Annotated in this window: 12 protein-coding genes; 11 read left to right on the top strand and 1 reads right to left on the bottom strand. The window is 66.3% G+C overall.

Annotated elements, in window-relative coordinates:
• Positions 1-41 precede the first annotated feature (41 nt).
• Positions 42-902: a sulfite exporter TauE/SafE family protein gene (locus BRA471DRAFT_RS01775; protein WP_007604229.1), complete on the bottom strand. Its 861-nt coding sequence runs from the start codon at positions 900-902 to the stop codon at positions 42-44.
• Positions 903-1422: 520 nt separating this feature from the next.
• Between BRA471DRAFT_RS01775 and sdhC the strand changes: the two genes are divergently transcribed.
• The 11 genes from sdhC (at position 1423) to BRA471DRAFT_RS36025 (ending at position 13848) form a co-directional block, all read left to right on the top strand.
• A complete protein-coding gene (gene sdhC, locus BRA471DRAFT_RS01770) occupies positions 1423-1821 on the top strand; it encodes a succinate dehydrogenase, cytochrome b556 subunit (protein WP_007604228.1) in 399 nt (132 codons plus the stop codon).
• Complete coding sequence (gene sdhD, locus BRA471DRAFT_RS01765) at positions 1818-2234, top strand: succinate dehydrogenase, hydrophobic membrane anchor protein (RefSeq protein WP_007604227.1); 417 nt, start codon at positions 1818-1820, stop codon at positions 2232-2234. Before sdhC ends, sdhD begins: the two co-directional genes overlap by 4 nt.
• Before the next feature lie 3 nt (positions 2235-2237).
• Positions 2238-4088, top strand: a complete 1851-nt coding sequence (gene sdhA / locus BRA471DRAFT_RS01760; RefSeq protein ID WP_007604226.1) for a succinate dehydrogenase flavoprotein subunit — start codon at positions 2238-2240, stop codon at positions 4086-4088.
• 42 nt (positions 4089-4130) lie between these two features.
• Positions 4131-4913 carry a succinate dehydrogenase iron-sulfur subunit gene (locus BRA471DRAFT_RS01755; RefSeq protein ID WP_007604225.1) on the top strand — a complete coding sequence of 261 codons (783 nt, stop codon included), beginning with the start codon at positions 4131-4133 and terminating at the stop codon, positions 4911-4913.
• Positions 4914-5102: 189 nt separating this feature from the next.
• Positions 5103-7277, top strand: coding sequence for a hybrid sensor histidine kinase/response regulator (locus tag BRA471DRAFT_RS01750; protein WP_007604224.1), 2175 nt, complete (start codon positions 5103-5105; stop codon positions 7275-7277).
• A 53-nt stretch (positions 7278-7330) separates the two neighbouring features.
• Positions 7331-9289, top strand: a complete 1959-nt coding sequence (locus BRA471DRAFT_RS01745; protein WP_007604223.1) for an ABC transporter ATP-binding protein/permease — start codon at positions 7331-7333, stop codon at positions 9287-9289.
• A gap of 162 nt (positions 9290-9451) precedes the next feature.
• Positions 9452-10276 (top strand): FkbM family methyltransferase, encoded by an 825-nt coding sequence (locus tag BRA471DRAFT_RS01740; protein ID WP_035973482.1) that lies wholly within the window; start codon positions 9452-9454, stop codon positions 10274-10276.
• 21 nt (positions 10277-10297) lie between these two features.
• Positions 10298-10684 (top strand): VOC family protein, encoded by a 387-nt coding sequence (locus tag BRA471DRAFT_RS01735; protein WP_007604221.1) that lies wholly within the window; start codon positions 10298-10300, stop codon positions 10682-10684.
• Between the two features lie 72 nt (positions 10685-10756).
• A complete protein-coding gene (locus tag BRA471DRAFT_RS01730; RefSeq protein WP_007604219.1) occupies positions 10757-11242 on the top strand; it encodes a pyridoxamine 5'-phosphate oxidase family protein in 486 nt (161 codons plus the stop codon).
• Positions 11242-11484, top strand: coding sequence for a hypothetical protein (locus BRA471DRAFT_RS01725; protein ID WP_007604217.1), 243 nt, complete (start codon positions 11242-11244; stop codon positions 11482-11484). Before BRA471DRAFT_RS01730 ends, BRA471DRAFT_RS01725 begins: the two co-directional genes overlap by 1 nt.
• Positions 11485-11670: 186 nt before the next feature.
• Positions 11671-13848, top strand: a complete 2178-nt coding sequence (locus BRA471DRAFT_RS36025) for an OmpA family protein (protein WP_083843117.1) — start codon at positions 11671-11673, stop codon at positions 13846-13848.
• The last annotated feature ends 59 nt before the right edge of the window (positions 13849-13907 follow it).

Genomic DNA, 13907 nt, shown 5'->3' with positions numbered 1-13907 from the left:
GTCCAGGACGACGATGAAGAGACAATGCGCGATAAGCTCCGTCAGAGCCCGCCCACCAAACTCATCACAAACCGGCTGCCGACAATAAACAGATAGCACCCGAACGCGACTTCCAGCCTTCGCTTGGACATCGCATGCGCGGCTCTGACGCCAAGCGGCGCCGTCACGAGGCTCATCGGCATCACCAGCACGGCGCCGATCAGCGAGACGTAGCCGAACGCGAACGGGACTTGCAGGGCTGCAACGCCGGGATAGTGCGCGGCCGCAGGCCAGCCGGCATAGATGTAGCCGAGCGCACCGGGGATCGAGATCAGCACCGCGAGGGCCGACGAGGTCGCGACCGCCTGATGGATTGGGCGGCCGTAGAAGGTCATCAGCAGATTCGAAAACAGTCCGCCGCCGATGCCCATCAGGGTCGATAAAATGCCGACGCAGAAGCCGTAGACTCGCATCAGCGGCCCCTTCGGCAAATCATCGCCGAGCTTCCAGCTCGCGCGCGCGAAGATCAGCCGTACCGCGGCCGACCAGGCAACGGCGACGAACACGATCTTGAACAGCCGCTCCGGTGCGTAGCGCGCGACCACGCTGCCGGCGACGACGCCGATCAGGATCGGCAGCCACCAGACCCGAAGGATCGCAAGATCGACGGCGCCGCGCCTGTAATGCGCCTGGAACGAACGGATCGAGGTCGGAATAATGACAGCAAGGGAGGTACCGATGCAGAGCGGCATCCGCACCTCCAGCGGCACACCCGCGATGCGGAAGCACTCGTAGAATACCGGCACCAGAATCGCGCCGCCGCCGATGCCGAACACGCCGGCCAAGAATCCGGAGAGCGCGCCCGTTGCGATCAGCAGCAGCGCGAGCTCGGCAATCTCCTTGATACCAAGTCCTGCAATCACCCCTGACCCGCCCCGGCGATGGCTCGCAACTTCTCCGATGCATCGCTCGGACAGCTACCCGCAATGCTCTAAGCGATCTGATTTGGCGGGTCGACCGCCGCATCGCCGGTCTGGGGTGGGATGCGGGGTGCGCATATCCGCCCGTCTCGCGAAAAATCGGCGCGCTCGGCGGAAATTAGGGGTTGCTCGCCGACCGTCCCTGCCGGCTCGGACGTCATGAACCGACTGGTTCGAACCCTGGCCGGCCCGTAGCGGCTTAGAGCCGTTCCAATAGTAATTTCAATGCGTCTCGGGGCCCATTGTAAGAGATGAATTTATGTTCGATCTTTAGCCGGTGCGCCACCGCTCTGGTATACCAAGTGCCCGATTGGCCTTGTTACATCAAGGGCCTAGAGCTGAACCCAAGTTCGATTTATGGCGATTTGGTGATTGCGCAGGTGAAATCGACTCCGTAAATAGAGCCGACCTTTCGCGATCCCCGCGCGCCCCATGCTGGGCCGCAATAAAGCAATTGAAGCCCATGACCGCACGGATCGAACGACCGCTTTCACCGCACATACAGACCTACCGCTGGACGCTGACGATGGCCCTTTCCATCGTCCATCGCGCCACCGGAATTGCCCTCTACGCCGGAACGCTGCTGCTGGCCTGGTGGCTGATTGCGGCGGCCTCGGGCCCCGCCGCCTACAGCCACGTCCAGGCCTTCACCGGCAGCATCATCGGCCGGCTGATCGTGTTCGGCTTCACCTGGGCGCTGATGCACCACATGCTCAGCGGCATCCGGCATTTCGTCTGGGACCTCGGCTACGGCTTCAAGGCCAATGAGCGCGAAGCGTTGACCTGGGGCGCGTTGATCGGTGGCGTCGTGCTCACGGTCCTGGTCTGGATCATCGCCTACGCGATCGGAGGCGGACGATGAGTTTCGACGAATCCCACGGCGCTCCGAAGGGCTCCTCCATGCGCACCCCGCTCGGCCGCGTGCGCAATCTCGGCGCGGCGCATTCGGGCACCTCCGATTTCTGGCGCCAGCGCATCACCGGCGTCGCCATGACGCTGCTGATGATCCCTGTGATCGTGATCGTGATGATGCTGCTCGGCCGCAACCAGGCCGGTGCCGCACAGATCCTGGGCTCGCTGCCGGTCGCGGTGATCCTGCTGCTCTTCATCTTCGCCAGCGCCTGGCACATGAAGATCGGAATGCAGGTCGTGATCGAGGACTACATCCATAACGAGAAGCTGAAGCTCATCTCGATCATGCTCAACAACTTCTTCTCGTTCGCCGTGGCGCTGGCCTCGACCTACGCGATCCTGAAACTTTCCTCCGGAGTCTAAGCCATGCCAACCGGAACATCGGCCACAGATACCAATGGCAAGGCCAACGGCGCTCCCGCCACCAACGGCAAAGCCTATCCGATTGAAGACCACACCTACGACGTCGTCGTGGTCGGCGCCGGCGGCGCGGGCTTGCGCGCCGTGGTCGGCTGCAGCGAAGCCGGCCTCCGCACCGCCTGCATTACCAAGGTGTTTCCGACCCGCTCGCACACGGTCGCGGCGCAGGGCGGCATCTCGGCGTCCCTCGGCAATATGCACAAGGACGACTGGCGCTGGCACATGTACGACACCGTGAAGGGGTCGGACTGGCTGGGCGACCAGGACGCGATCGAATACATGGTTCGCAACGCGCCCGAGGCGGTCTACGAGCTCGAGCACTGGGGCGTGCCGTTCTCGCGCACCGAAGACGGCAAGATCTACCAGCGCCCGTTCGGCGGCATGACGCTGGACTACGGCAAGGGCCAGGCGCAGCGCACCTGCGCTGCCGCCGACCGCACCGGCCACGCCATGCTGCACACGATGTACGGCCAGTCGCTGCGCCACGCGGCCGAGTTCTTCATCGAGTTCTTTGCCATCGACCTGATCATGGACGACCAGGGCACCTGCCGCGGCGTCATCGCGCTCAAGCTCGACGACGGCACGCTGCACCGCTTCCGCGCCCAGTCCGTGATTCTGGCGACCGGCGGCTATGGCCGCGCCTACGCGTCCTGCACCTCGGCGCACACCTGCACCGGCGATGGCGGCGGCATGGTGCTGCGCGCCGGCCTGCCGATGCAGGACATGGAGTTCGTGCAGTTCCACCCGACCGGCATCTACGGCTCCGGCTGTCTCGTCACCGAAGGTGCGCGCGGCGAAGGCGGCTATCTCGTCAACTCCGAGGGCGAGCGCTTCATGGAGCGCTATGCGCCCTCCGCCAAGGATCTGGCCTCGCGTGACGTCGTCTCGCGCGCGATGACCATCGAGATCCGGGAGGGGCGCGGCGTCGGCAAAAAGAAGGACCACATCTTCCTTCATCTCGACCATCTCGACCCCGCGGTGCTGGCCGAGCGCCTGCCGGGCATCTCGGAATCCGCAAAGATCTTCGCCAATGTCGACGTGACGCGCGAGCCGATTCCGATCGTGCCGACCGTGCACTACAACATGGGCGGCATCCCGACGAATTATCACGGCGAAGTCCTGACCAAGAAGGACGGCGACGACAACGCCATCATCCCCGGCCTGATGGCGATCGGCGAGGCCGCCTGTGTGTCCGTGCACGGCGCCAACCGCCTCGGCTCCAACTCGCTGATCGACCTCGTCGTGTTCGGCCGCGCCGCGGCGCTGCGCCTCGCCGAGAAGCTCACACCGAACGCCAGCCAGCCGGAATTGCCGGCGAACTCGTCCGATCTGGCGCTCGGCCGGCTCGACCATTACCGCTACGCCTCCGGCGGCACCCCGACCGCCAAGCTGCGCGAAGGCATGCAGCACGTGATGCAGAACAATTGCGCGGTGTTCCGCACCGGCGACATCCTGAGCGAAGGCCAGAACCTGATCGAGAAGGTCCATAGCGGCATCACCGACATCGCCGTGTCCGACCGCTCGCTGGTGTGGAATTCCGACCTGATCGAGACGCTCGAATTCGACAATCTGATCGCGCAGGCGGTGGTGACGATGAACTCGGCCGCCAACCGCACCGAGAGCCGCGGCGCGCATGCCCGCGAGGACTTCTCCGAGCGCGACGACAAGAACTGGATGAAGCACACGCTGGCCTGGCTGGAAGATTCCGGCAAGGTCAAGATCGAGTACCGCCCGGTTCACGACTACACCATGACCAACGACGTGCAGTACATCCCGCCGAAAGCTCGCGTTTACTAAACGGCGCGCGTGTACTGAGCGAACAGCGAAAGCTTTATCGAAATGGTTGAATTCGCACTTCCGAAGAACTCAAAGATCACCGGCGGCAAGACCTGGCCGAAGCCCGCGGGCGCGACTGAAACTCGCGAATTCCGCGTCTACCGCTGGAATCCGGACGACGGCAAGAATCCGAGCGTCGACACCTATTACGTCGACACCCAGGATTGCGGGCCGATGGTGCTGGACGGCCTGATCTGGATCAAGAACAACATCGACCCATCGCTGACCTTCCGCCGCTCCTGCCGCGAAGGCGTCTGCGGCTCCTGCGCGATGAACATCGACGGCCAGAACACGCTGGCCTGCACCCGCTCGATGCACGACGTGAAGGACGGCGCGGTGAAGATCAATCCGCTGCCGCACCAGCCTGTCGTGAAGGACCTCATCCCCGACCTCACCAATTTCTATGCACAGTACGCTTCGGTCGAGCCGTGGCTGAAGACGACGTCGCCGACGCCGCAGAAGGAATGGAAGCAGAGCCACGAAGACCGCGAGAAGCTCGACGGCCTCTACGAGTGCATCCTCTGCGCCTGCTGCTCGACCTCGTGCCCGAGCTATTGGTGGAACAGCGAGCGCTATCTCGGTCCCGCCGCGCTGCTCCAGGCCAACCGCTGGGTGTCGGATTCGCGGGATGAAGCGACCGGCGAGCGGCTCGACAATCTCGAGGACCCGTTCCGCCTCTATCGCTGCCACACCATCATGAACTGCGCCAAGGCCTGCCCGAAGGGCCTCAACCCGGCGGAGGCCATCGCGGAGCTCAAGCTCAAGATGGTCGAGCGCCAGATCTAGGCGTCATTCATGCTGCGATCCCCGGCCGGAACGGCCGGGGCATTCTACGGCGGGCAGGTGTTCGAGTAGATTTTGCCTCCGCCCCTGCACGGGCGAGCCGGGGGATTGCAACCTCTGGTTCACGCTACAAGCCGCTTCCTTCCCGGCGCGAAATTCAAGTATGCTCTCCGGTGTGGGACCGGAGCGACCGTGCAGGGCGCACAACGCAATTCGCTGAGATTGCTGCAGTGGATGATGGCCGCGTCCCTGGCGCTGCCGATTGCACTGTTCGCGATCGCCGCCTCGATCTCCTACACCTCGACAAAAGCCATCGCAGACCGCGAGATCGAGCGCACCCTCGATGTCGCGCACGAGCACGCGCTCAAGGTGTTCGAGACCATCGACCGGAGCCTCGCCGAGATCAACGAGGTGGTGCGCGGCATGCCCGACGACATCATCCGCGCGCGCGAACCGGCCCTGCACCGCCGCCTGAAGCAGCTGACCGATTCGCTGCCGCAGCTGAAATCAGCCTGGATCTTCGATGCGGACGGAAAGTCGCTCGTCAACAGCCTGGCCTCACCGCCGCCGGCGCAGAGCTTTGCGGACCGCGACTACTTTGCGGCCCATGTCGATCAGACTATCGGCAGCTACATCGGCGTTCCCCTGACGCCGCGTCAGCCCTATCAGGGCGCGCGCTTCTTCGGAGTCAGCCGCCGCCGCGGCTCCGACGACGGCAGCTTCATCGGCGTGATCCAGGCCTCTGTCCTGCCGGAATATTTCGAGAGCTTTTATGCCAGGATCGGCTCCGATCCCGGCAGCTTCCTCGCGATGGGGCGCACGGACGGCGTGGTGCTAGCGCATCTTCCGCGGCTGGACCGCGACGTCAGGCTCGATCCTAACGGGCCGGTCGGCCGGAGCATCGCAGCTCACCCCGAGCATGGCCTCATCACCATCGTCTGGCCGTCGGACGAGGTCGAGCGGCGCATCGGCTACCGACGCATCGCCGAATACCCGATCTATGTCAGCGCGGGGCTGGAGACCTCGGCGATCCGCAAGCGCTGGTTCGCCACCATGGGCCAGCATCTGGTGTTCGGCATTCCCGCCACCGCGCTGCTGTTTCTGCTGCTGGCGTTCGCGTTCCGGCGCACCCAGCATCTCCAGGCCGAGGCCGCAGCGCGGCGCGAAGCCGAGGAGGCGCTCAAGCACAGCCAGCGCCTGGAGGCACTCGGGCAGCTCACCGGCGGCGTCGCGCACGACTTCAACAACCTCCTGACCGTGATTCGCGCTTCCGTCGACCTGCTGAACCGGCCGCAACTGAGCGAGGAGCGGCGGCAGCGCTACATCACCGCCATCGCGGACGCGGTCGGGCGCGCGGCCAAGCTGACCTCGCAGCTGCTCGCCTTCGCACGGCGCCAGACCTTGAAGCCGGAAGTGTTCGATGTCGGCGCGCGGCTGCAGTCGCTGCAGGACATGCTCGCGACGCTGCTCGGGCCCGCGATCGAAATCGCGATGCGGCTGCCGACCGAGCCCTGCCTCGTCGATGCCGATGCGAGCCAGTTCGAGACGGCGCTGATCAACATGGCGACGAATGCGCGCGATGCCATGCACGGCAAGGGCAGGATCGTCTTCAAGGTCGAGGCCGCGGCGACCATTGCGGACACACGGGCTCCCGTCTCGGGCAACGCTGACCTTCCTGGCAACCACGACCTTTCCGGCAAACATGGCTTCGTCGGCATTGCCGTCAGCGACACCGGCATCGGCATTCCGGCTGCGCGGCTGGAGCGCATCTTCGAGCCGTTCTTCACCACCAAGCAGGTCGGCCACGGCACCGGTCTCGGCCTGTCGCAGGTGTTCGGCTTCGCCCGGCAGTCCGGCGGCGAAGTGACAGTCACCAGCGAGGTGGGCTGCGGCAGCACCTTCGCGCTCTATCTGCCGCGCGTGGCGCCGCATTTGTTGCCGCAGCGGCAGGCACCGAACACCGCGCCGGCCGTGGCCGGCAGCGGCATGTCGGTGCTGCTGGTCGAGGACAATATCGAGCTCGCCAATTTCGCGGCCGACGGCCTCACCGAGCTCGGCTACAGCATCACGCTGATCGACAATGCAACCGATGCACTCGCCGAGCTGATTATGGATTCCGATCGCTTCGATGTCGTCTTCTCGGACATCGTGATGCCCGGCATGACCGGGCTCGATCTCGCGCAGGCGGTCCGCGACCGCGGCATCGGCGTGCCGGTCGTGCTGACCACCGGCTACAGCGAGGCGCTGTCCCAGGACGGCAACATCGATGTCGAGCTCGTGCAGAAGCCCTACGCGATCGATCAGTTGTCGCGTGTGCTGCACCGGTTCGCACGGCTCCGCCGGGTCCGCGACGGCGCCGCTGAGTGAGTCGACACTGGGAACCTGCGGGAACCTTTTGATTTAGCTTGCGTTATCCGGCCATGCAAAAGCCGGCCAGAAAGCGCGAATCGGGCAAGAAGCCGCCCATTGTCGAAATCGTCGGCGAGACCGGCGAGGAAGTGGCTCCGCCGCCGCCCGAGCTGGTCGAACCCGACCCGGAGCTATCGCCCGAAGAGGCCGAGCAGGCCCGCAAGGACTATCTCCTCACCCGCTTCTGGATCAGCGCGCGCGGCTTCTGGGGCCGCAACGGCGACCGGCTGGCGTGGCTCTACTCCATCGGCCTCGGCGTGCTGATCGTCCTCACCGTCGGTTTCCAATACGGCATCAATGTCTGGAATCGCGCGATCTTCGACGCGATCGAGAAGCGCGAGGCGTCCACCGTCTTCCATCTCACCGCGGTGTTCTTCCCGCTCGCGATCGGCAGCATCGTGCTCGGCGTGGCGCAAGTGTTCGCGCGCATGGGCATCCAGCGGCGCTGGCGGGCGTGGCTGACGGCCAGCGTGCTGACGCGCTGGCTCGGCAATGGCCGCTATTACCAGCTCAATCTCGTCAGCGGCGACCATAAGAATCCGGAATACCGGATCGCGGAGGATCTGCGCGTCGCGACCGATTCGCCGGTGGATTTCCTCGCCGGCGTGACGTCCGCGCTGCTGTCGGCCGTGACCTTCATCGTCGTGCTCTGGACCATCGGCGGCGCGCTCACCGTCACGCTTGCGGGATCGTCGGTGACCATTCCCGGCTTCCTGGTGATCGCCGCGATGCTTTATGCGGGAATCGCATCGGGCTCGATCCTGGTGATCGGCCGCCAATTCGTGCAGGTCTCGGAGGACAAGAACCAGGCCGAAGCCGATTTCCGCTACACGCTGACGCGCGTGCGCGAGAACGGCGAGAGCATCGCGCTGCTCGGCGGCGAGGCGGAAGAGCGCGACGGCATCGACCGCAATTTCACCAACGTACTGCGGCAATGGGCGCGGCTCGCGGGTCAGCACATGCGCACCACGCTGGTGTCGCAGGGATCGAGCCTCGTTGCGCCGGTCGTGCCGCTGCTGCTCTGCGCGCCAAAATTCCTCGACGGCAGCATGACGCTGGGTCAGGTGATGCAGGCGGCTTCCGCCTTCACCATCGTGCAGAGCGCGTTTGGCTGGCTGGTCGACAATTATCCGCGGCTCGCCGATTGGAATGCCTGCGCTCGCCGCATCGCCTCGCTGATGATGTCGCTCGACGGCCTCGAGCGCGCGGAGCAGGGCGACGGCTTCGGCCGCATCAAGCGCGGCGAGACCAGCAACGACGCCATGCTGGAGCTGAAGGATCTCTCGGTCACGCTCGACGACGGTACCGCCGTGGTTGGCGAGACGGAGGTGGTGGTCGAACGTGGCGAGCGGCTGCTGGTGGCCGGCGAATCCGGCACCGGCAAGAGCACGCTGGTGCGCGCCATCGCCGGGCTCTGGCCATGGGGTGGCGGCAGCGTCAATTTCCATCCCGACCGGCGGCTGTTCATGCTGCCACAGCGGCCCTACGTACCATCCGGCTCCTTGCGTCGCGCCGTTGCCTATCCCGGCGCGGAAGACGACTGGACCGTCGAGGAGATCGGCGAGGCCCTGCACAAGGTCGGCCTCGACCATCTCAAGGAGAAGATCGAGGAAGAAGCACCGTGGGACCAGACGCTGTCCGGCGGCGAGAAGCAGCGCCTCGCTTTCGCGCGACTGTTGCTGCACAACCCTGATATCGTGGTGCTCGACGAGGCGACCTCGGCGCTCGACGAGAAGAGCCAGGACAAGATGATGAAGATGGTCACCGACGAGCTGCCGAAGGCCACCATCGTCAGCGTCGCGCACCGTGTCGAGCTGGAAGCCTTCCACAGCCGCAAGATCGTGCTGGAGCGCCGCAAGGGCGGCGCCAAGCTCGTCAGCGACATCGACCTGATCCCGCGCAAGGGCAAGCGCAAGCTGCTCGGCCGCTTCCTGCGCCAGCGCAAGGCGCCACCGAAGAAGGCGGCTTGACCTGTAGCCCGGATGGAGCGCAGCGCAATCCGGGAAAGTCTGTCCGCGCGGCAAGACCCCCGGATTGCGCTGCGCTCCATCCGGGCTACATTCTTCCCCCACAACGTTGGAGTCCCCGGCAAAACCGGCTATGCATGCGCCGCTTGCAATGAGGACTTTGACTTGGCGACCGACAATGCCCCTTCGTCCGCGCCGTTCGGCGCGTTTGCGCCGAACGCGGCGCAGGCCGCGATCATTCGCCTCGCGACACAATCGAGGCTGAAGCGCGGCGCGTTCCGGCCCTGGATGTCGCGGCTGGTGAACCTGCTGCGCGGCGGCCCGATCGACGTGCAATACCAGGGTGCATCGTTTCGCTTCTATCACCAGGGCAGCGCGACCGAGCGCGGCGCGCTGTTCAATCCGGACTACAATCTCGACGAGCTCGACTTCCTGCGCCGGCACACTCCGGAGGGCGGCGTGTTCGTCGACGTCGGCGCCAATGTCGGCACCTTCGCACTGGTGATGGCGCGACAGGTCGGGCCATCAGGGAAAGTGATCGCGATCGAGCCGCATCCGATGACCTTTGGGCGGCTCTCATTCAACCAGGCCGCGTCGAAAGCGACGCAGGTGCGCCTGTTGCAGGCGGCCGCCGGCGACAGCGACGGCGAGCTGATGATCGAGAGCGGCGGCGGCAATCTCGGTGCCACGCATGTCGTCACCGGCACGGCCAGCGCGGAGGCCATCAAGGTTCCCTCGCTGCGGTTGACGCGCATTCTCGACGAGGCCGGCGTGACGAAGGTGGACGCGTTGAAGATCGACGTCGAGGGCTTCGAGGATCGCGTGCTGATCGGCTTCTTCCGCGACGCGCCGCAATCGCTATGGCCGCGCGCGGTGGTGATCGAGCATTTGTCACAGAAGGAATGGCGGGAAGATTGCATCGCCGACATGGTCGCGCGCGGCTTTGTGGTTGCGCGCAAGACGCGGAGCAATACGTTCCTGTCGCGCTGACGACGAACGACGGAGGTTGCGATGATCGACCATATGGGCTTCCCGGTCTCCGACTATGAGCGCGCCAAGGCGTTCTACGCCAAGGCATTGGCGCCGCTCGGCTACGGCCTGATCATGGAGGTCACGCAGGAGCAGACCGGACACGATCCGGCCGCCGGCTTCGGCGCCGACGGCAAGCCGGATTTCTGGATCGGCGGCGAGGGCGCGCTGAACAAGCCGGTGCATGTCGCGATCCTGGCGAAAGACCGCGCCACGGTGGACGCGTTCTACAAGGCGGCGATTGCGGCGGGCGGGCGCGACAACGGGCCGCCCGGCATCCGGGCCCATTATCATCCGACCTATTATGGCGCCTTCGTGCTCGATCCTGACGGTCACAACATCGAGGCGGTTTGCCACGCGCCGGAATAGACAAGTTCCATCCTTCGGCCGGAACCTCGTTCCGCGCGCGCCGTTGTCGTCCCTTGCAAGAAGGAGCACGACATGGCCAACGACAATGCCCGCGACGTCGATCGCGTATGGGATCTGATGAAGACGATCGGATTCGCGATGCTGGTGACGCGCGATGGCGACAAGCTCCGCGCGCGGCCGATGAGCGCCTATCTCGACCGCAACGCGAACACGATTTATTTCCTCACCGACGCGCGGCGTCACAAGGACGAGGAGATCGCGCGCAATCCGTCGATCAATCTGTCGTTCGCGGATGCGGGCAGCCAGAAATACGTGTCGCTGACGGGCACCGTAACGGTCTCCAACGACCGCGCGAAGATCAAGGAGCTGTTCTCGACGCCGGCCAAGGCGTGGTGGGATTCTGCGGAAGATCCCAACATCCGCGTGCTCAAGATCACGCCTGACGATGCCGAGTTCTGGGACTCGCCGGGCACCGTGATCTCCTATGTGAAGATGGCGGCCGCGGCAGTGACGAACACGCGGCCCGATCTCGGCGACAACCGCAAGGTCCAGATGTAATGCCGATCGAGCCGCCCGAGATTCCGCCGTCGACACCGGGCACGCCGACCGAGCCGCCGCCGGGGATTCCACCGGGTAATCCCCAGCCTGAAATCGCGCCGCCGGTGCGCGAGCCCGGCTCGCCAGCACCGCCCGACGAATTGCCGGGCCGCATGCCTGAAGAGATTCCATCGCGCGGGCCGAACGGGCCGCTCACGCCGAATCCCGCGACGGACGCAAGTCCGCCGCGGGATCGCGCATGAGGCGACGCATCACATCCGAGCCAATTGCAACCTGCGTCTGAATGCGCAATGAACGTCACCATAGTGAGGTGATTTGCGTGCAGAAATAAATCGGGCCGCGTCCGCTTCGTCCGCCACAATCCGGCCTAACGCGTAGCTGTTCATCCCAGCACTTCGTCAAAGAACCTTCCGGGGAAGTTCACCATCATGACTAATCTTCGTTTCGTGCTGCTTGCCACCACGGCTCTGACCGCGATGCAGTTCGCAAGCTCCGCATCGCATGCGCAAGGCGCGCAGCCGCTCGTCGTCGCGCAGGCGCAGCCACAAGAGACCGGCCCTGACGGAAAACCGAAGCAGGCGCCGAAGGGACCGCCAGCGGCCGCGCCGCCTGCGGCGCCCGCGCGCCCGGCCGCACCGCCGCCCGCAGCTGCACCGCCCCATCCGCCCGCGCCGCCTCCTCCGGCTGCCGCACCGCCGCGCCCAGCAGCGCCGCCCCCGCCTCCGCCGCCACCGGCAGCCCGTCCGGCACCGCCGCCGCCCCCACCACCGCCTGCCGCCCCTAAGCCGCCTTCGCCGCCCCCGGCTGCGGCTCCGCAACAGCATGCGCCGCCTCCTGCACCGCCCGCGGCACGCCCGGCTCCCACGCCCCCGGCGCCGCCGCCCGCCGCGGCTCCGCAGCAGCACGCACCCACGCCTCCGCCTGCGACGCCGCCCGCGGCCCGTCCGACTCCCACACCGCCCACCGCCGCTCCGCAGCAGCACGCACCGACACCTCCGCCGCCGCCTGCGGCCGGACCTTCGGGACGGCCTGCGCCTGCGCCGACAGCAACGCCCCCGGCACCTGCTGCTCCCGCAGCGCGCCCGGCAACGCCTGCTGGCCCGACCGCCACGCCTGCTCCGACAGCAACACCTGCGCCGACCGCAACGCCGGCTCCGGGCAGCACGCCGCCGACTGGCCGCCCCGGTGCACCGCCCCCCGGCGGACGTCCTGGCGCGCCCCCGGCAGGATCAGCGACACCGACTCCAGGCGCCACACCCGCGCCGACGGCCACGCCGACCCCCGGTGGCGCTCCGACGCCCCCGCCCGGACGTCCCGGTGCGGGACCCACGCCTGCTCCTGGGGCGACCCCGGCTCCAGCCGCGACGCCAACCCCCGGTCAGCAGGGAGGAACGCCTCCTGCTGGCGCGCCAGCGGCTCCGCCGACCCAGCCGCAGGCAGGCGCGCCGCCCCGGCCGCCGGCCCCTCCCGCCGGCGCTGCGGCGCCGAGCACCGTCCCGGGCTCCGCGGCTGCAACGCCTCCGCCCAACAGGGCGCAATACGCGCCGCCGACGGTTGCGCCGGCCTTCCGAACCGCGCCCAGGGTCGCAGCACCGCTGCCGCCAGCACCGCGTCCGCCGCAGCGTGACCTCACGCCGCTCGCGATCGGTGCTGGCGTGGTGGCCGGCGCCGTGATCGGAGCCACCATCGCCGACCTCCACAATCAGCGGCGCGAATCCGTTGAAGGCGGTCGTACCGTCTACACCGAGCCGGACCGCATCATCATCCGCGATCCCGGTGGGCAGACATACGTGCGCGGCAACGATCTCTATCGCTTCCGCTACGGCGCCCGCGACATCCGCACCGAGACTGTCGGCGCCGATACCCGCACCGTGGTGATCCGTCCCGACGGCAGTGAAATCATCACTGTTGTCGGTCCGGACGGTCGGCTGCTGCGGCGAATTCGCAGGGATCCTCGCGGCCGCGAGCTCATCATCATCGACAACAGCTACCGGGATCCGCAGTCGGTCGGCGGCTTCTATGTCGACGCACCGCCGCCGGTCGTGAACATTCCTTACGACCGCTATATCGTCGATGCCCAGGAGGCGTCGCCGGACGTGATCTACCAGACCATGCGGGCACCGCCGGTGCAGCGGATCGATCGGCGTTATACGCTCGACGAAATCCGCTACAGCCCCAACGTTCGCATGCAGATGCCGAGCATCGACGTCAACTCGATTACGTTCGAGACGGGTTCGTGGACGATCCCACCGGATCAGGCGTCCAAGCTGCAAGTGATCGCCGACGGTCTCAATCAGGCGATCCAGGCCAACCCGCGCGCGGTGTTCCTGATCGAGGGACACACTGACGCGGTCGGCAACGACGTCGACAATCTGTCATTGTCGGATCGTCGCGCGCAGTCCGCGGCCGAATTGCTGACCCAGCAATTCGGTGTGCCGTCTGAGAACCTGACGTCGCAGGGCTACGGCGAGCAGTACCTGAAGGAGCAGACGCAAGGACCGAGCGCGATCAACCGACGCGTCACCGTCCGCAACATCACGCCTCTGCTCAACGGCGGCCAGGCCTCGCTGCCGCCGCCCCCGCCCGGCACCGCGCCGCCGCGCTAAAGGCGAAGCACAAATGCAAAATGGCCGGGAGCAATCCCGGCCATTTTTTTGTTTCGTAG

It is taken from the genome of Bradyrhizobium sp. WSM471 (assembly GCF_000244915.1).
Taxonomy (GTDB): Bacteria; Pseudomonadota; Alphaproteobacteria; order Rhizobiales; family Xanthobacteraceae; genus Bradyrhizobium.
Note: the sequence above shows the minus strand (reverse complement) of the source record. Positions and strands in the feature narration are given on the sequence as shown.